This is a genomic window from Acinetobacter nectaris CIP 110549 (assembly GCF_000488215.1).
In the GTDB taxonomy this organism is placed as follows: domain Bacteria; phylum Pseudomonadota; class Gammaproteobacteria; order Pseudomonadales; family Moraxellaceae; genus Acinetobacter; species Acinetobacter nectaris.
This window is the reverse complement of the sequence record NZ_KI530723.1, coordinates 89017-107608: the sequence shown is the minus strand read 5'-3', so window position 1 is coordinate 107608 and position 18592 is coordinate 89017. Positions and strand designations below refer to the sequence as shown.

Annotated in this window: 17 protein-coding genes; 10 read left to right on the top strand and 7 right to left on the bottom strand. The window is 39.2% G+C overall.

Features of this window, described 5'->3' with window-relative positions; translation table 11 throughout:
- Window positions 1-52: 52 nt before the first annotated feature.
- Complete coding sequence (locus tag P256_RS06980) at window positions 53-856, top strand: enoyl-ACP reductase FabI (protein WP_023272984.1); 804 nt, start codon at window positions 53-55, stop codon at window positions 854-856.
- 45 nt (window positions 857-901) lie between these two features.
- Here the strand turns inward: P256_RS06980 and P256_RS06975 are convergent, their stop codons facing one another.
- The 7 genes from P256_RS06975 to P256_RS06945 all read right to left on the bottom strand — a co-directional run bounded on the left by P256_RS06975 (window position 902) and on the right by P256_RS06945 (window position 10343).
- Entirely contained in the window at window positions 902-2308 is a 1407-nt protein-coding gene (locus P256_RS06975; protein ID WP_023272983.1) for an efflux transporter outer membrane subunit, read from the bottom strand.
- Window positions 2309-2311: 3 nt separating this feature from the next.
- Window positions 2312-4315 (bottom strand): MacB family efflux pump subunit, encoded by a 2004-nt coding sequence (locus P256_RS06970; protein WP_023272982.1) that lies wholly within the window; start codon window positions 4313-4315, stop codon window positions 2312-2314.
- Between the two features lie 2 nt (window positions 4316-4317).
- Window positions 4318-5613, bottom strand: a complete 1296-nt coding sequence (locus P256_RS06965; protein WP_023272981.1) for an efflux RND transporter periplasmic adaptor subunit — start codon at window positions 5611-5613, stop codon at window positions 4318-4320.
- Window positions 5614-5726: 113 nt separating this feature from the next.
- Window positions 5727-6713, bottom strand: a complete 987-nt coding sequence (gene holA, locus P256_RS06960) for a DNA polymerase III subunit delta (RefSeq protein ID WP_023272980.1) — start codon at window positions 6711-6713, stop codon at window positions 5727-5729.
- A 13-nt stretch (window positions 6714-6726) separates the two neighbouring features.
- Entirely contained in the window at window positions 6727-7236 is a 510-nt protein-coding gene (locus tag P256_RS06955; protein WP_023272979.1) for an LPS-assembly lipoprotein LptE, read from the bottom strand.
- A gap of 15 nt (window positions 7237-7251) precedes the next feature.
- Window positions 7252-9879, bottom strand: a complete 2628-nt coding sequence (gene leuS / locus P256_RS06950; protein WP_023272978.1) for a leucine--tRNA ligase — start codon at window positions 9877-9879, stop codon at window positions 7252-7254.
- Window positions 9880-10010: 131 nt separating this feature from the next.
- Entirely contained in the window at window positions 10011-10343 is a 333-nt protein-coding gene (locus tag P256_RS06945; RefSeq protein WP_023272977.1) for a DUF4124 domain-containing protein, read from the bottom strand.
- 490 nt (window positions 10344-10833) lie between these two features.
- On the opposite strand from P256_RS06945, the gene P256_RS06940 reads away from it, so the two are divergent.
- The 9 genes from P256_RS06940 to P256_RS06900 all read left to right on the top strand — a co-directional run bounded on the left by P256_RS06940 (window position 10834) and on the right by P256_RS06900 (window position 18577).
- Entirely contained in the window at window positions 10834-12561 is a 1728-nt protein-coding gene (locus P256_RS06940; protein ID WP_023272976.1) for an acetolactate synthase 3 large subunit, read from the top strand.
- Window positions 12558-13049: an acetolactate synthase small subunit gene (gene ilvN, locus P256_RS06935; RefSeq protein WP_023272975.1), complete on the top strand. Its 492-nt coding sequence runs from the start codon at window positions 12558-12560 to the stop codon at window positions 13047-13049. Before P256_RS06940 ends, ilvN begins: the two co-directional genes overlap by 4 nt.
- 33 nt (window positions 13050-13082) lie before the next feature.
- Window positions 13083-14099, top strand: a complete 1017-nt coding sequence (gene ilvC / locus P256_RS06930) for a ketol-acid reductoisomerase (protein WP_023272974.1) — start codon at window positions 13083-13085, stop codon at window positions 14097-14099.
- Between the two features lie 170 nt (window positions 14100-14269).
- Window positions 14270-14821: a phosphatase PAP2 family protein gene (locus P256_RS06925; protein ID WP_023272973.1), complete on the top strand. Its 552-nt coding sequence runs from the start codon at window positions 14270-14272 to the stop codon at window positions 14819-14821.
- Between the two features lie 79 nt (window positions 14822-14900).
- Window positions 14901-15101 carry a Fe-S cluster assembly protein IscX gene (gene iscX / locus P256_RS06920; RefSeq protein ID WP_023272972.1) on the top strand — a complete coding sequence of 67 codons (201 nt, stop codon included), beginning with the start codon at window positions 14901-14903 and terminating at the stop codon, window positions 15099-15101.
- A 104-nt stretch (window positions 15102-15205) separates the two neighbouring features.
- Window positions 15206-15637 carry a nucleoside-diphosphate kinase gene (gene ndk / locus P256_RS06915; RefSeq protein ID WP_023272971.1) on the top strand — a complete coding sequence of 144 codons (432 nt, stop codon included), beginning with the start codon at window positions 15206-15208 and terminating at the stop codon, window positions 15635-15637.
- A 119-nt stretch (window positions 15638-15756) separates the two neighbouring features.
- Window positions 15757-16986, top strand: a complete 1230-nt coding sequence (gene rlmN / locus P256_RS06910) for a dual-specificity RNA methyltransferase RlmN (protein ID WP_023272970.1) — start codon at window positions 15757-15759, stop codon at window positions 16984-16986.
- Between the two features lie 20 nt (window positions 16987-17006).
- Window positions 17007-17801: a type IV pilus biogenesis/stability protein PilW gene (pilW, locus tag P256_RS06905; protein ID WP_023272969.1), complete on the top strand. Its 795-nt coding sequence runs from the start codon at window positions 17007-17009 to the stop codon at window positions 17799-17801.
- Window positions 17792-18577: a helix-turn-helix domain-containing protein gene (locus P256_RS06900; protein ID WP_023272968.1), complete on the top strand. Its 786-nt coding sequence runs from the start codon at window positions 17792-17794 to the stop codon at window positions 18575-18577. Before pilW ends, P256_RS06900 begins: the two co-directional genes overlap by 10 nt.
- Window positions 18578-18592 lie beyond the last annotated feature (15 nt).

Here is an 18592-nt window from a genome sequence, read left to right as displayed (position 1 = left end):
ATGTCCAAAATAGGCATTATTTCACGAATAGCTTTTAACGAGAGAATATAAAATGGCACAAGGACTATTAACAGGTAAGCGTTTTTTAATCGCTGGTGTAGCAAGTAAGTTATCTATTGCGTATGGTATTGCACAAGCATTACACCGTGAAGGGGCAGAGTTAGCATTCACATATCCAAATGAAAAGCTCAAAAAACGTGTTGATGAGTTCGCTGAAAAGTTTGGCTCTACACTTGTTTTCCCTTGCGATGTTGCTGTTGATGCAGAAATTGAAACAGCTTTTTCTGAACTAGCAAAACATTGGGATGGTTTAGACGGGGTTGTTCACTCAATTGGTTTTGCACCTGCTCATACGTTAGATGGTGACTTTACAGATGTGACTGACCGTGAAGGTTTTAAAGTTGCACATGATATTAGCGCATATAGCTTTGTTGCAATGGCACGTGCTGCAAAACCACTATTACAAGCACGTCAAGGCTGCTTATTAACATTGACGTATCAGGGTTCTGAGCGTGTAATGCCGAACTACAATGTTATGGGTATGGCAAAAGCATCTTTAGAAGCGGGTGTTCGTTACTTAGCATCTAGCCTAGGTCAAGATGGTATTCGTGTAAATGCAATTTCAGCAGGTCCAATTCGTACACTTGCAGCTTCAGGCATTAAATCTTTCCGTAAAATGCTTGATGCAAACGAAAAAATCTCACCACTTAAACGCAATGTAACGATTGAAGAAGTGGGTAATGCTGCATTGTTCCTATGTTCTCCATGGGCATCAGGCATTACTGGTGAAATTATGTATGTAGATGCAGGCTTCAATACTGTAGGTATGAGCCCAGCAATTATGGATGATGAATAATCATTATTCATGTAAAAAAGGCGACTATTAAGTCGCCTTTTTTATTTATGGCAGTTGTGTGATTGGACTACCACCTAATGCTTGCATGAGTGTGACATAAGCATTGTATTGGCTCTGTTTGGTATTCACTAAGCTCAGTTGAGCTGCGCGAGTGTTTTCTTGCTGATCTAACAGATTCTTTAATGCAACAGCACCATATTTATATTGTACAAGCACGAGTCGTTCGGCTTTTTGTGATAGAGCTAAGTTTTTGGCTTGGGCTGTCACTTGATAATCAAGTTCTGTACGGTTAGATAGTGCATTTTCAACATCTGCAAATGCTTGGTAGAGCGTTTGGCGATACTGCAAAATTGCTTTCTCATAGTCAAGTTGACTCACAGCAATACTCTTTTTCATATCATTGTACTGTATGAAAGGTAAGCTTAAGTTTGCCCCTAAAGTTAGGACAGGATTTTTTATAAGCTGTGTAAGAGAAGTACTACTTGCACCAAGTCCACTTGTTAGACTCATTGCAGGATAGAAACTGGCTTTGACAGCATCTTTATTGGCTAAAGCTTCACGCAATCTTAATTCAGCCGCTTTTAAGTCAGGTCGTCTCGATAAAATATCGGCTGGTAAACCCGAAGATATTTGGGGAAGACGAATTTGAGGCAGGCGAGATGGTTCAGTAATATCTAACTGCTGTACAGGAATATGAAGTAAAACTGCAATAGCCGTACGTGTTTCTACAAGACTTTGTGCAATACGGCTTAAATTGGCTTGTTGGCTTTGTACGGCTTGTGCTGCTTGAGTTAAATCGACATCGGAAACAGCACCTGCGGTATATTGTATATGTACAAGTTTATAAAGCTTTTGAGAGTTATTTAAACTTTCTTCGGCCGTTGTTTTGCTTTCATGTAAGTAGGCAAGTTGCCAATAAAGTTTGGCTGTTGTTGCAACAAGTGCTTGAGCTGTTGCTTGTAAGTCTTGCTCAGTTGCTAAAGCTTCCCATTTTGAACTTTCAGTTTGTCGTGCAAGTTGCCCAAAGAGGTCAATTTGATAACTAACTCCTGTACTTATAGACATGCCTTGAGATTGTTCACTACCATTATTTAGATTAATGGTATGACCTACAGATGTAGATGCATTGACACGAAGTCCTTGTTGGTTTTCTGCAAGTCCTGCTTTTAAGCGTGCTTGTTTTAAGGTAAGACCTGCAACAGCAAGGTTATTATTGCGTGTAAGTACTTGTTGTACAAGTTGGTCTAAATGCTTATCACCAAATAAAGTCCACCAGCAATCTGCATAGGTATCTATGGAAATTTGCTTATTATTGGGCTGACTTTTTTGAAAGGTTGCAGGAATATTGACTTGAGGTGCTTGGTAAGGTGTTTTAATGAGAGCACTACAACCACTCAGTACAAGAGCACAGACTGAAATTGGAATAATCGTTTTTGTAATATAGGTATTCATTATTTACTCTCTTGCAAGTGCAGCAACAGGATCTAGTTTGGCTGCATTTTTTGCAGGCAAGAAGCCAAATACAATACCAATAAGCGTAGAACAGATGAAGGCTGCAACAATAGATACCGTTGAATAAGATAGGGTAAAGGCATCGTTTGCAACATGTGCAATAAGCTGACCTAGACCAATAGACAGAAAAATACCAAGTACACCACCAAGTAAGCAAACTAAAACAGCTTCAATTAAAAACTGTTGCAAAATATCACTTTGGCGTGCACCTACAGCCATGCGTACGCCAATTTCTTGGGTACGTTCTGTCACAGAAACAAGCATGATGTTCATGACACCAATCCCACCAACAATTAAAGAAATCACAGCAATTGCAGAGACCAGTAAAGTCATTGTATTTGTTGTTTTTTCAATAGTTTGTCGAATACTATCGCTGTTCATGGTATAGATATCTTGTGCACCATGACGTAATGAAAGTAAGTTCACAATCGCATTGTCTGCGGCACTTGTAGAGTACTTATCATTCACAAGCACAATAATATTACGTACATTGGTTTGTCCAAGCATACGGCTCATCACAGTAGTATAAGGCATGTAGACATTTAATGTATCACTTGATGCCATGGCTGTATTTTGAGACTCAACAACGCCAATAATGCGGGCAGGTACGCTGCCTAGAAGAATAACTTGTCCAATCGGACTATTTAGGCGACCAAAAAATTTCTGTTGTGTATTGGTGTCGATGACAACATCTTGCGAGCGTGAATGAACACTTGCGTTATCAAAACTCTGACCTTCTGTAAATTTTAGACCTTTTACTAAAAAGAAGTCTTCATTGACACCGTTAATGCTTGCAGTAGCCTCAGTTTCTTCAAAACGTAATGTTTTAGAAGTATTTACCACAGGGCTAACAGCACTTACATAAGGCTGACTTGCAAGTGCATTTGCATCACTTGGAATAAGTGTTTTTACATTGGCAAGTTTCGAGTTGTCACCAAAGCTTTTACCTTGGAAAATAGTAATGGTATTTGTACCCAAACTACTAATGTCTTTTAAAATCTGTTCTTGTGAACCTTTACCAAGAGCCACAACCGTTACCACGGAGGCAATACCAATAATAATGCCAAGCATGGTGAGAAATGTACGCATTCGATGAGCATTCATTGCAATGAGTGCCATATGGAATGCTTCATTCAAGCGGTCTAATATTGAAAATAAAGCAGAAGATTTTGTGCTTTTATCTTCATTATGGGTGAGCGCTGTTGTTTGTTCTGGGTGTTTGGTTACTTGAGTTGTTGTTATGTCTTGATGAGATGGTGTATTGGCTTGGTCATTAATAATTTGACCATCTTTGATCTCAATAATACGCGTCGCATTTTTAGCCACTTCCATGTCATGGGTGACTAAAATGACAGTATGACCTGATACATTTAACTCTCGTAAAATGCGTATAACTTCTAAGCCACTGGCAGAGTCGAGTGCACCTGTTGGTTCATCGGCAAGAATAACATCGCCACCATTCATGAGTGCGCGTGCAATTGAAACACGCTGCTGCTGTCCGCCAGAGAGTTGGTTGGGTTTATTTCCTAACTTTTCTTCTAAGCCTAGTTCAGTTAATAAGTCTTTAGCGCGTTCTTGTCTTTCAGTTGTTTCAACACCTGCATAAATGGCAGGAACCTCTACATTTTCTTTTGCAGTTAGGTCATTAAGAAGCTGATAGCGCTGAAAAATAAAGCCAAAATACTCTCTACGCAGTTGTGCTAAATCATCGGCTGCTAAGCTTCCTGTTTCTTGACCCTTTACGGTATATGTACCACTGGTAGGTTGATCTAAACAGCCAAGAATATTCATGAGAGTCGATTTGCCTGAGCCCGATTGACCCACAATAGCAATGAACTCACCCTCATGAATTTTTAGGTTAATATTTTTTAAAACTTGAATAGTCGACTCACCTGCGGGAAACTCACGAACAAGGTTTTTGACCTCAAGCAATACTTGCTTTGTCATGATTACATTCCCATTGGTGGGCCATTACGTTTACGGCTATTATTTGATTTAGCATCAGCAGCAGAGGCATCATTGCTGTCTGCAATAACAACTTGTTGACCTTCTTTTAATCCAGCCAAGACCTGAGCATTAACGCGGTTATTAATGCCAACAAGGACTTGTTGAGGGTAAACATCTCCACCATCATAAATACGTACACAGTTTAGACTTGCTTTGCCGTCTTTGATGAGTTCTTTTTGCTCATTGGTCAGGTTTAACTTACGTGCTTGAGGTGATGTGTTTTGCTGATTTGCTGATGCCATACCATTTGATGAAAGCACAATTTTAGAACTACTTAATGCAGAAGATGGTACTAAAACAGCATCTTTTACTGAGTTAAGTACAATATAAACTTGTGCAGTCATATTAATACGTAACTTGCCATCGAGGTTGGGAACATCAAATAGCGCATTGTAGTAAACCGCGCTGTTGGTCGAGCTAGAATCACTTGCAATTGAGTCTGGGGCAGGTTCAATTTGACGTAATGTAGCGTAACGCTTTTGGTCATCGCCAAGAGTTGTAAAATAGACCTGTTGACCTTTTGCAATTTTCATCACATCAGCTTCGCTGACCTGTGCTTTTACAGTCATTTGTCCAAGCTGTGCAAGTTTTACAATGGTTGGTGTTGTTTGGTTTGAGTTTACTGTTTGGCCTTCATCGGTCACAATAGCAACAACTGTTCCATCGATAGGCGCAATAATGCGTGTATAACCAACGTTGGTTCTGGCTGTTGATTCGGATAAGCGCGCTTGTTCAATTTGAGCATCAAGTACCTTAATTTGTGCAGATGCTGTTTTATAATTTGCTTCAGCAGCTTCGAAGCTAGCACGTGGTGTCGCATTTTGTGCAAGCATTGCTTTTTGTCGGTTGTATTCGAGTGTTGCTTCATGCAATTTCGCATCTTGCTGTAAATGCTGTGCTTGTAGGCTACGAATGTTCGCTGCTGTATTTTGTAAAGTATTTTCTTGGGTTTCTGAGTCAATTTTAGCAATGACTTGACCTGTTTTTACTTGGTCACCGAGATGAACATACATATGTTTAACTTGGCCAGATACCTGAGCACCTACACTGAGCATTTTACTTGCACTTAATGTTCCTGTGGCAAGTACTGTACTTTCTAAGTCGCCTTTAGTCACAGCTTCTGTAATATACTGAGGTTGTTCAGCTTTTGGCTTAGAGGATTGCCAAATAAAAAAGCTAATGACAAGAATAATAAAAAGTACAACTAATAATTTAAGGGATTTAATTTTTTTTAACATATAGAAGCTACGTAGCTGTATCTGAAAGGGCTTGTAAAAGTAATATGACAGTGCTGTGCTATCATATTTATTAGTCTAAAACAGTTTTAAGCGAGCTTTTGACCAATACGAATTTATTTAAAGAGTACTTTACCACATAATTGACCAATTGCTTGCAATATCAGCAGCTCTGGTTTTTGTTGTGAGTTACCTTTAATCGCAAGGTCAATTTCTAGTAATAGGTGAGGCCATGTGAGGAATTGTTGTGGCTGAAAGCGACGTAACGCATTTTGGTATAGGTGTAATTTGGTTTTCCATATACCAAGTTGTAATCCATTTTGAGGCTGTTCAAAGAGTTGCATAAGCAAGCGCATTTCTTTGCTAATAACCCACAGTATGAACGTCATTGGCTCACCTGTTGCAATCAAATATTGATAAATTTTAATCGATTGCTCAAAATTTCCTGTAAGTAAACTATCACTTAAGTCATAGGTTGAATAGCGAGATTGGTCTTGTAGGCAACTTTGTAGTTCTTTAATTCCAATATGTTTTATATCAGGAAAAGTATCATTTACACGAATGAGACTATTCTTTGCAGCCAGCAAGTTGTGTTCATGGTGTTCAAGTAACCATGTCCAAGCATCATTTTCTAACTGAATAGAGAGTTTTTTTGCTTCAACTTCTAAGATTTGTTGTCTGTCTTTGGGGTAGGGTGCATTTAGAGTAACGAGTGTCCCATTGGCTTCGACAGTCTGTATAAAACTACTTTTTAGGCTCTGTCCATCTTGCTTTGGCATAACAATAACAAGCAGGTTTTGCTCATTATGCTGAAGAAATGCCTTAAGCATTTTAAGACCGCTTGCATCAGGCTTAATATTGCCATGTGCTTCTATTGCAAGCTGTTGCGAAAAAAGAGAAAGACTATTTAATGCATTAAAGACATTCTTCCAGTCACTCACACTTTGAATGTCGTAACGTTGTCGTTCTATATCTTTAGATGACCATTCTTTGCGAAATTGATCTAATAAATTTTGTTCAAGTAATGGTTCTTGGCCATGCATAAGCCAAGCACCTGAGGCATTTTGTGTGCGTTTTAGTGCTTGGATGTAGTCAATTTTCATACAAAATAATTAGTTATTTTGAAAGGGTTGGTAAACGATTTGTTGAAATCTGACGAGCCATTTGCTGTGCAACATCATCAACAAGCATATCGTTTAAATAAGATTCTTCGTTATCATCGACGTTTACGGTTGCAACATTGTATTGATAGCTTTTTACACTTGAAATGGTACGAGGTTCTGTAATTGGAGAACCGTTGCGGTCTTCAATTTGGAATGTAACATCTAAATGTAAAATCACTTCAGCTATACGACCACTAAGTTTTTGACGACGATATTGATAGTCGAGCACATGTAGTGTGTATGCATTTGGGTCTTGGTCAAACGTTGCACCATTACCAATCAGATAAACTTTAAGTTTTTCACCTAAGTTGGCTGTATTGGATGGTAAATCAAGTTTCATATGCTGATATACGAGTGGTGTTGCATTGGGGCCGTGGCCAACAAGATGAAAGCCACATCCCACTAAGCTTACACTTAGACCTAAAGTTAAAATAACTGCTGAGAGACGTTGGACTAAGTGCATGCTTTTTCCTCTTCCTTAAACCACTAGGTTTACGAGCTTATTTGGAACAACAATTTCTTTCTTTGTTGGCCCAGTTAAGAATTGTTGTACTTCTGGTAATGCTTTCGCTTGAGCAAGAATCTCATCTTTCGACAGATTAGTTGCAACTTCAAGTTTACCACGAAGTTTACCATTAACTTGAACAACAATGGTTTGCGTATTGCGTGTAAGTGCTGATTCATCAACCATAGGGAAGCGTGCTTCTGTTAAGTCGATACCAAATTGAGCCAATAGCTTTTGGCTTAAGTGTGGTGCAAAAGGCGCAAGCATAGTCAGTAAAGCAATGATTGATTCCTGCTCAACAGCTAACTCGTTGTCAGATGTTGTTGTGAACTTCGTAATTGTATTTAACAGTTCCATTTGTGCAGCAATGGCGGTGTTAAATGCATGACGACGTTCAATATCATCACCTACTTTAGCAATAGTTTCATGTGTTTTACGACGTAGATCTTGTGCATCTTTAGATAAAGTGGCTTTGTCTAAGTGAAGAGACTTATTTGCCGATTTTTCTAAGAAGCTCGTACTTAAGCGCCATACACGTTTTAAGAATCGGTTTGAACCTTCAACACCTGCATCTGACCATTCGAGTGACTGATCTGGTGGTGCTGCAAACATTGTAAATACACGTGCAGTATCTGCACCGTATTGGTTAATAATTGCTTGAGGGTCGACACCGTTATTTTTGGACTTAGACATTTTTTCTTGTCCACCAATAATGACAGGTTGACCATCTATCTTGCAGACAGCAGCAGTAATACGACCTTTTTCATCGCGAGTAAGTTCGACATCTGCTGGGTTGAACCATGTTTTCTTACCACTTTCCTCTTCGCGGTAGAATGTGTCAGCAAGTACCATGCCCTGAGTAAGTAGGTTCGCAAAAGGTTCATTGCCTTGAACAACGCCTTCATCGCGCATGAGCTTATGGAAAAAACGTGCATAGAGTAAGTGTAAAATAGCATGTTCTACACCACCAATGTATTGGTTTACAGGTAACCATGTTTGAGCGGCTTCAGGCTTGATCATACCATCTGTAAAGTCTGGTGATGCATAACGTGCATAGTACCAAGAAGACTCAACAAAAGTATCGAGGGTATCTGTTTCACGTTTTGCAGCGCCACCACAATGAGGGCATGTGGTTTCATAAAACTCAGGCATTTTCGCAAGTGGGTTACCCGAACCATCTGGAACAACATCTGTTGGAAGTTCTACAGGTAATTGGTCTTCAGGTACAGGAACTTGACCACATGATTCACAGTTAATCATTGGAATTGGACAACCCCAATAGCGTTGGCGTGAAACACCCCAATCACGTAAACGGAATTGTACTTTTTTACTTGCAAGATTTTTAGGTGCTAGAAGCTCAATAAATGCATCAAACGCATCTTGGAATTTTAAACCATCAAACTGTGCAGAGTTAACAAGTTTACCTTCTTTGCTGCCATACCAGTCTTGCCATGTTGTTGCATCGTAAGCGTTGTCTTTTGCACCTTGTGCATCAATTACTTGCTTGATTGGTAAACCGAATTTATTGGCAAATTCGAAATCACGTTCATCATGCGCAGGTACAGCCATAACTGCACCAGAGCCATAACTCATGAGTACATAGTTTGCAATCCAAACCTCTACGTTTTCACCAGTAATTGGGTGTTTTACATAAAGTCCAGTTGCCATACCTTTCTTTTCAGCAGTTGCAACATCAGCTTCAGATACAGAACCATGACGACATTCTTCAATAAATGCATTGAGTTCAGGGCGTAGCTCAGCCGCTTTTTTTGCCATAGGGTGTTCTGCTGCAATTGCAACATAAGTTACACCCATTAGCGTATCTGGTCGTGTGGTATAAACCGTCAATTCATCTGCATAAATGCTTGTGTCAGCTGATGGGAATGTAATATCCATACCTTCCGAACGACCAATCCAGTTGCGTTGCATTGTCAGAACTTGCTGAGGCCAACCATCTTTTAGTTGTTCTAAATCATCAAGGAGTTCTTGTGCATAGTCTGTAATGCGGAAGTAGTACATTGGAATATCGCGTTTTTCAACCAATGCACCTGAGCGCCAACCACGACCATCAACAACTTGCTCATTTGCAAGTACAGTTTGGTCTACAGGATCCCAGTTTACAGTTGAAAGTTTACGGTAAATAAGACCTTTTTTATAAAGTTGAACAAATAACCATTGTTCCCAACGATAGTATTCAGGTGTACATGTTGCAACTTCGCGATCCCAGTCAATTGCAAGACCTAAGCTTTTAAGCTGATTACGCATATAATCAATATTTTCAAATGTCCATTTTGCAGGTGCAACTTTATGTGCAATGGCTGCATTTTCTGCAGGTAGACCGAATGCGTCCCAACCCATAGGTTGTAAAACTGTCTCACCTTTCAGTCGGTGAAAACGACTAATCACATCGCCAATTGTATAGTTACGCACATGCCCCATATGCAGTTTACCGCTAGGATATGGAAACATAGACAGAATGTAACGATGTTTACCTTCTACAGTGTCGGCAACTTTAAAAACTTTGCGATTTTCCCAATCTTGTTGAACATTAGGTTCAATCGCATTTGCTTGATATTCAGGGTCGATATGTGATGTAGCCATAAAAATTTAATCGATGACGGATTAGAGTTAAAAGTTGATACAGCATATCGCAAAAACACTATAAAAGTGAATTTTGCAATATAAATTCTATATTGTTTGCCCATCTTATTTAGATAGGGGTTAAAAATGTCTTACTTTTGTGGGTCTGGAACGTATTGTGGTTCATCATTTTGTGGAATAGGTTGAGTCATTGGCATAACATTGCTGTTACTAGGTGACTGAGGAAAATTTGATTCATTACTACTAGTTGTACTTCCTGTTGCACCATTGCCATTGAGTGGACTATTGTATGTTTTCACTAAACCATGTGCTGCAATACCTTTTTGTTTTGGTGGTGGTGTGGTTGTATAGTGGGTTGAACCAGTTGAATCTGTCCATTTATAAAAATCTTGAGCATATGCAATAGATGAAATAGATAATGGTATTAATACCAATAAAGATATTTTTTTGAGAGCTAGTAACATTTTTTACGCCATTTGTTGATGAAATTTTAATATTAATATAAATAGAATGTATGACAATGGGAAAAAATTTCTTTTATATTTCTATTTTAAGTAAAAAGTCGTAATTTTTTTTTGAAACTATAGCTGAATAGACGCCTTTTTCTCCATATTGCAGATTCTTAGATAAGAATTACGAAAAAAGAGCAGAAGCCTTGACTTTTTATGCCGAAAAAACAAGAATGCTTAGTATATCCATTTTATTTGACCACCCTTCAAATTTAAAATGGCAGCAATGGGCATGCGCTCTAGCCGAGTTGTTATGTTTAGAAAAAACGATGTTTATCCCAGCATGTTTTGTCAGGTTTTGTGTGTAAAAAAGCACATTGAATCTTCTTTTTTCCTATTGCAAGATTAATCGTTAAAGCTGTGCTATAAAGAAGCAGAGCAACTGTAAAAATTAAAAGTACTATATGTCTCCCATATGGTGCGAAAAACAATAGGGTGAATCACGTTGGAACTTCTTTCTGGTGGTGAAATGCTCGTTCGTGCACTTGCGGACGAGGGTGTTGAGCAGGTTTTTGGTTACCCTGGCGGTGCCGTACTGCATATCTATGATGCACTTTTTAGACAAGACAAAATTCAGCATTACTTGGTTCGTCATGAGCAAGCAGCAGGGCATATGGCCGATGCATACGCTCGAGTGACGGGTAAAACAGGTGTTGTACTTGTGACATCTGGACCAGGCGCAACGAATACTGTTACACCAATTGCAACTGCATATATGGATTCGATTCCAATGGTTGTTCTATCTGGTCAGGTTGCATCGCACCTTATTGGTGAAGATGCCTTCCAAGAAACAGATATGGTGGGTGTGTCTAGACCAATTGTGAAGCATAGCTTTCAAGTACGTCATGCAAGTGAAATACCTGAAATTATTAAGAAAGCTTTTTATATTGCTTCAAGTGGACGCCCGGGCCCTGTTGTTATTGATATTCCAAAAGATGCAACGAACCCTGTAGATAAGTTCGCTTACGAATACCCTGATAAAGTGAAAATGCGCTCTTATCAACCACCAAGTCGTGGTCATGCTGGTCAAATTCGTAAGGCTGTAGATGAGCTTATTACAGCAAAGCGCCCTGTAATTTATACAGGCGGTGGTTTGGTTCAAGGTAATGGTTCTGAGCTACTTACTGAAATTGCACACCTTTTAAACTACCCAGTAACCAGTACGTTGATGGGACTTGGTGGTTTTGATGGGACAGATGCGCAGTTCCTAGGCATGTTAGGAATGCATGGGACATATGAAGCCAATATGGCAATGCATAATGCGGATGTAATTTTTGCAATTGGTGCACGTTTTGATGACCGTGTGACCAATAGTCCTGCAAGATTCTGTCCAAATGCGAAGATTATTCATATTGATATTGACCCAGCATCAATTTCCAAAACGATTTTGGCACATATTCCAATTGTAGGTGCTGTAGAGCCTGTATTGCAGGAAATGTTGGCTCAGTTGAAGCAATTAGATGTGTCGAAACCAAATGAAGAAACAATTTCAGGTTGGTGGAAACAAATTGATGAGTGGCGTACTTATCACGGGCTGCAATATGCGCCTGCGGCGAATAATCTCATTAAGCCACAACAAGCGATTGAAGCATTATATAAAGTAACCAATGGTGATGCCATTATTACATCTGATGTTGGTCAGCACCAAATGTTTAGCGCAATGTACTATAAGTATAAGCGTCCACGTCAGTGGGTAAACTCAGGTGGTTTAGGTACCATGGGCGTAGGCTTACCTTATGCAATGGGTGCAAAGCTTGCACATCCAGACCAACAAGTAGTTTGTGTAACAGGCGATGGTTCTATTCAGATGTGTATTCAAGAATTGTCTACATGTAAGCAGTATGACCTCAATGTAAAAATATTGTGCTTGAATAATGGTTCATTGGGCATGGTGCGTCAGTGGCAAGATATGAACTATGAGGGTCGTCACTCTCAATCATATGTTGAGTCTTTGCCTGACTTTACAAAGTTGATGGAAGCATATGGTCATGTTGCGATTACGATTAATCATGCGGATGAGCTTGAAGAAAAGCTAGCAGAAGCAATGGCTATTAATGATAAATGTGTATTCATTAATGTCATGGTAGAGCATTCAGAACATGTATATCCAATGCAGATTCCGGGCCAAGCGATGAAAGACATGTGGTTGGCAAAAGGAGAGCGTACGTCATGAGACACATCATTTCGGTATTAATGGAAAATGAATCAGGTGCGCTTTCTCGCCTAGTGGGTTTATTTAGCCAACGTGGCTACAACATTGAAACTTTAAATGTTGCACCTACAGAAGATGAAACATTATCGCGTCTTACACTTACAACGTATGGCGATGATCATAAGATTGAACAAATTACAAAGCAGTTGAATAAACTGATTGAAGTTGTGAAGGTTGTGGCATTAAGCGAGAGTGCACATATCGAACGTGAGCTTATGCTTATTAAAGTAAAAGCATCAGGTGCTGTGCGTGATGAGATTAAGCGTACAGCAGACATCTTTCGTGCAAGCATTATTGATGTCACACCCACAACATATACCGTGCAAATTGCAGGTACAGCCGAAAAGCTCGATGGCTTCATGGATGCTTTGGCAGAAAATACAATTTTAGAAGTCGTGCGTTCTGGAGTATCTGGAATTGCACGTGGCGAAAAAGTTTTAAGTGTTTAATTAAATTAAAAAGATTTTTACTGGAGATAACAAATGCAAATTTTTTATGATAAAGACTGTGACTTGTCGATCATTAAAAGCAAAAAAGTAGCGATTATTGGATATGGTTCACAAGGTCATGCGCATGCTCTAAACCTTAAAGACTCAGGTGTAGAAGTTACTGTAGGTTTGCGTGTGAACTCTGCATCATGGAAAAAAGCAGAAGGTGCTGGCTTAAATGTTGCTGAAGTACCAGAGGCTGTAAAAGGTGCAGATCTTGTAATGATCTTAACACCAGATGAGTTTCAATCTCAGCTTTACCGTGACGTGATTGAACCAAATATTAAAGAAGGTGCAACACTTGCATTTGCACATGGTTTTGCTGTGTTGTATAACCAAGTTGTACCACGTAAAGACCTAGACGTAATTATGATTGCGCCAAAAGCACCAGGTCATACTGTACGTTCAGAATTCCAACGTGGTTCAGGTGTACCTGACCTAATCGCTATCCATCAAGATGCTTCTGGTAATGCACGTAACGTTGCACTTTCTTATGCTTCAGGTGTAGGTGGTGGTCGTACAGGTATTATTGAAACTTCATTCCGTGAAGAAACTGAAACTGACCTTTTTGGTGAGCAAGCAGTACTTTGTGGTGGTGCAGTTGAACTTGTAAAAGCAGGTTTTGAAACTCTTGTAGAGGCAGGTTATGCGCCAGAAATGGCATACTTTGAATGCTTACATGAGTTGAAGTTGATTGTAGATTTAATGTTTGAAGGTGGTATTGCAGACATGAACTACTCAGTTTCAAACAATGCTGAGTATGGCGAGTATGTAACAGGCCCTGAAGTGATTAATGACCAATCACGCGAAGCAATGCGCAATGCACTGAAACGTATTCAGTCTGGTGAATATGCAAAAATGTTTATTCAAGAGGGTGCGTTAAACTACCCATCTATGACTGCACGCCGTCGCCAAAATGCTGCACATGGTATTGAGGTAACAGGTGGACAACTACGTGCAATGATGCCATGGATTAAAGCAAACAAAATTATTGATAAAGATAAAAACTAATTTATCTTTTTAATATAAAGCCTCACTTTGACCGTGGGGCTTTTTTTATGGTATTCATAGTGGTGTCATGCTTTAATTATAATATACGTTTAGAAAAAGTGTCTGAAAAAAAACAATTCGTCTTACTATGAGCTTGCGGCCAAAGAGTAAGAAAAGTGAAGGGGCATAAGATGATGCTACAAGAGTTAAAAATAAGAATGCTCGCCCTCGATTTAAAAGGTTGCATTTACTTAAATCGATTTTCAAAGGTAAAGCTTGTTGCACGTTTTTTTAAAGTTGTCAGCCGTTTAGGAGATGGCACATTTTGGTATGCCATGATGTTGACCACATGGCTCATGCATAAAAATAGTTATTACCGACAAATTATTTATTTAATGATTGCGAGTAGTTGCGCAACTTTGCTTTATAAACTACTCAAGCATAAAACAACGCGACCAAGACCTTATCAAGTGCATCAAGTGATTGTACTTGGAGAACGCCCGCTCGATCATTTTAGTTTTCCATCGGGTCATACTTTACATGCGGTTTTATCTACAATCGTACTTGGTTATATTCAGCCAGTTTTATTGGTGATTATGATTCCATTTACATTGTGCGTTGCACTTTCCCGTATGGTATTGGGCTTACATTATCCAAGTGATGTGCTTGTTGGTGCAATTTTAGGAGCAACAATGGCAGCATTGGTCATTAATCTTTCATTTTATTTTAATATTTTGTTATAGAAAGATATACAGTAATAAATTTCCCTTATTTTTTTGTTAAAGTACTGTCTAATGTGTGGCACAAATATAAGGAATAGGTATGGCTTTACGTTGGACAGATACCATTGATATTGCGATTGAGCTTTCAGAAGCACATCCAGATGTCGACCCACAATGGGTACGATTTACCGATCTGCATGCATGGATTTGTGCCTTACCTGAGTTTGGTGATGATCCAAATAAGTCGACAGAAGGGTTGCTTGAAGCAATTCAAATGGCTTGGATTGATGAAGCAGACTAAAAAACACATAAAAAACTAGACTTTTATAGATTCAAAGCTGATTATTTCGGCTTACACCGCTATAATGCGGAAAATTTTTCTCACTCTTGTTTAAGGAGCCAATCATGGCGATTGAACGTACATTATCGATTGTAAAACCTGATGCTGTTGCAAAAAACCACATTGGTGATATTTTTGCTCGCTTCGAAAAATCTGGTCTTAAAGTTGTTGCAACTAAAATGAAGCATTTGTCTAAAGCTGAAGCTGAAGGCTTTTATGCTGAACACAAAGAACGTGGTTTCTTTGCTGATTTAGTTGCATTTATGACTTCAGGTCCTGTTGTTGTATCTGTTCTTGAAGGTGAAAATGCTGTATTGGCTCACCGTGATATTCTAGGTGCAACAAACCCTAAAGAAGCAGCTCCTGGTACAATCCGTGCAGACTTCGCTGTAAGCATCGATGAAAATGCTGCTCACGGTTCTGACTCTGTAGAATCTGCTGCGCGTGAAGTTTCTTACTTCTTCGCACAAACAGAAGTTTGCCCACGTACACGTTAATTCGTCGGCCACTTCAAACCAGATAAGTGTTATAATGCTTATCTGGTTTTTTATGCTTTACATTTTTATTTGAAAAGCAGCCTCTATTTTTCTTCTTTCGACATTATTAGGTAATACACATGGCTCATGAAGCAGTTAGTTCATCGTCTGTCACAGGTGAACACCATAACGCCACAGCTCAGCCTGAGAATACAACACCCAAAGCAAATTTAATGGGCATGTCGCGGGCAGAATTAGAGGTGTTTTTTGAAGGGCTTGGCGAGAAAAAATTTCGTGCTGGGCAGGTGATGAAGTGGATTCACCAATATTTTGTAACAGACTTTGCCGAGATGACAAATATCTCAGCGAAGTTGCGTGAAAAATTAGAACGTATTAGTGAAATTAAAGCCCCTGAAGTTGTGCATCGTAATTATTCTAAAGATGGCACACGTAAATGGGTCTTTCGTGTTGGTGATGGCGCAGGGTCATTGGTTGAAACTGTACTTATTCCCGCAGATGATAAGACAGGTGCACGTAAGACACTTTGTATTTCATCTCAAGTCGGTTGTGCGTTAGATTGCTCTTTTTGTTCTACAGGTAAACAAGGCTTTCAGCGTGATTTAACGTCAGATGAAATTATTGGTCAATTGTGGGTAGCTAACCAATCCTATATGGAAGATGTTGAGATTGCAGAAAGAACTCGTTCTGTAACCAATGTAGTCATGATGGGAATGGGTGAACCATTACTTAATTTTAAACCTGTAGTTAAAGCAATGTCTTTAATGTTGGATGACTTTGCTTATGGTATGTCTAAACGCCGTGTGACTTTATCTACATCGGGTGTTGTACCTATGATGGATAAGTTGTCTGAAGAACTAGATGTAGCACTTGCTATCTCATTACATGCGCCAAATGATGCACTTCGTAACGAACTTGTACCAATCAATAAAAAGTATCCATTAGAACAACTTATTGCAGCAGCTCAGCGTTATATTCGTAAAGATGGTAATGAAAGTGCACGTAAACATGTCACGATTGAGTATGTCATGTTAGATGGTGTAAATGATCAAGCTGAACATTCACAGCAGCTTATTAAGCTATTGAAAGATTTACCAAGTAAAATTAATTTAATTCCATTTAACCCATTTCCACATGCGCCTTACGGTCGTTCTAGTAGAAACCGTATTATTGCATTTCAAAAAGCTTTATCAGATGCCGGTTTTGTTTGTACAATTCGTCAGACACGTGGTGATGATATTGATGCTGCATGTGGACAACTCGTTGGACAAGTCGCCGATCGAACACGTCGTGCTGAGCAATGGAAAAAGAAAGTTGCGCAACAAGGCGAAATTATTCGATCTCAAGGATAAAATAATGTAGAGGCAAGTGCGTGAAAAAAATAGCATCATATGCAGTTGTAGGTTTAATATTGAGTTTAGCACTACAAGGGTGCGAAACAACTCAAGCGTTAAAGCAGAACCCAAAGAAGTCTGCTGAGGTAAGAACACAAATTGCGGCAGAATACATTCGCTCTGGAGATTTAGACGCTGCGAAGCGCTCTCTTGACGAAGCATTACAAAAAGATGACCGTGATGCAACTGCAAATATGATGATGGGTGTGTTATTACAACAAGAAGGTAGCCCAAATAATTTAGTGAAAGCGGATCGTTACTTTAAACGAGCGATTTCACTAAACTCTGCAGATGCCCAAGTCAGAAATAACTATGGACGTTATCTATATCAGATTGGACGTTATAATGATGCAGAAAAACAGCTACAAATTGCTGGCTCTACATTAGGTTATGATCAACGTGCAATGGCTTTAGAAAATCTAGGTCAAACATATTTGCGCCTAGGAAATACAACAAATGCAGAACAGGCATTTTTAAACGCTTTGCGTGTTGATCAGGATTCATCTGTTTCGATGATAGAGTTGGCAGAAATTTCGTACCAACGTCAACAATATAATGCAGCAGCTCAATTTTATGAGGGGTATGTACGTGTTGTTGGCAGTAAAAACCAAAGTGCTCAAGCACTTTGGGTTGGGATTCGCATTGCGCGTGCGAATGGTGATAATATGAGTATGCAGGTCTTGGTTAATCAGTTACGCGCGCTATATCCAGATAGCCAAGAATATCAGCGTTATTTGCAATTACAGTACAGTACTGAGGCGGTATGGAAGTAAATCCAAATTCACAACAAACGGCGGGTAAGCAATCGACTCCGAATACATTAGGTAATGTTCAACGTCCTGGTGAGTATTTACGCCATGTTCGCCTAAATAAAAAATATGATTTATCAACTGTTGCTGAGGCACTCAATATTCCACTGCGTACCATTGAAGCTTTAGAAAAAGATGATTATAAATCGTTGCCAGAAGCGGCTTTTATTAAGGGATATTATCGGAGCTATGCCAAGCATTTAGATGTAGATGCTTCTACAATTATTCAAAGATTTGATGAAATCTATCAGAATGATACGGGTATGCAGGCAAATCATGGCTTAAAAGATTCTCCAATTAAAATAATGGGAAAACTTTCGGGCTCAAGTCGTGAAAAAAGTCGTAAATGGCTGAAGCGAATTATGATTATTGTAGTTGCGCTTTTGGTCATATGGCTAGTTGTTGCAGGTATTCAAAGTTGGATGTCTAAGAAAAAACAAGCACAACCTGCAAATGCACAATCAAATGTACAAGTACTTTCTGTAGATCAAAGTCAACCTGTATCTGGTGATAAACTTGAGCTTCATATCTCTCGTCCAACATCACTGAATATTGTTGATTCAACAGGTAAAGTTTTGGCAACGGGTCGTCAGGCTGAAAATTTAACACTTAATGGTCAAACACCTTTTCAAATTCGTTTAAACGATGCTGGCGCTGTGTCATTAAAGTTAAATGGTGAGTCTATTTCATTGTCTCCATATACAGTAAACGGCAAAGCTGATTTCCGTTTATCACGTTAAAAAGACAAAGTTGAG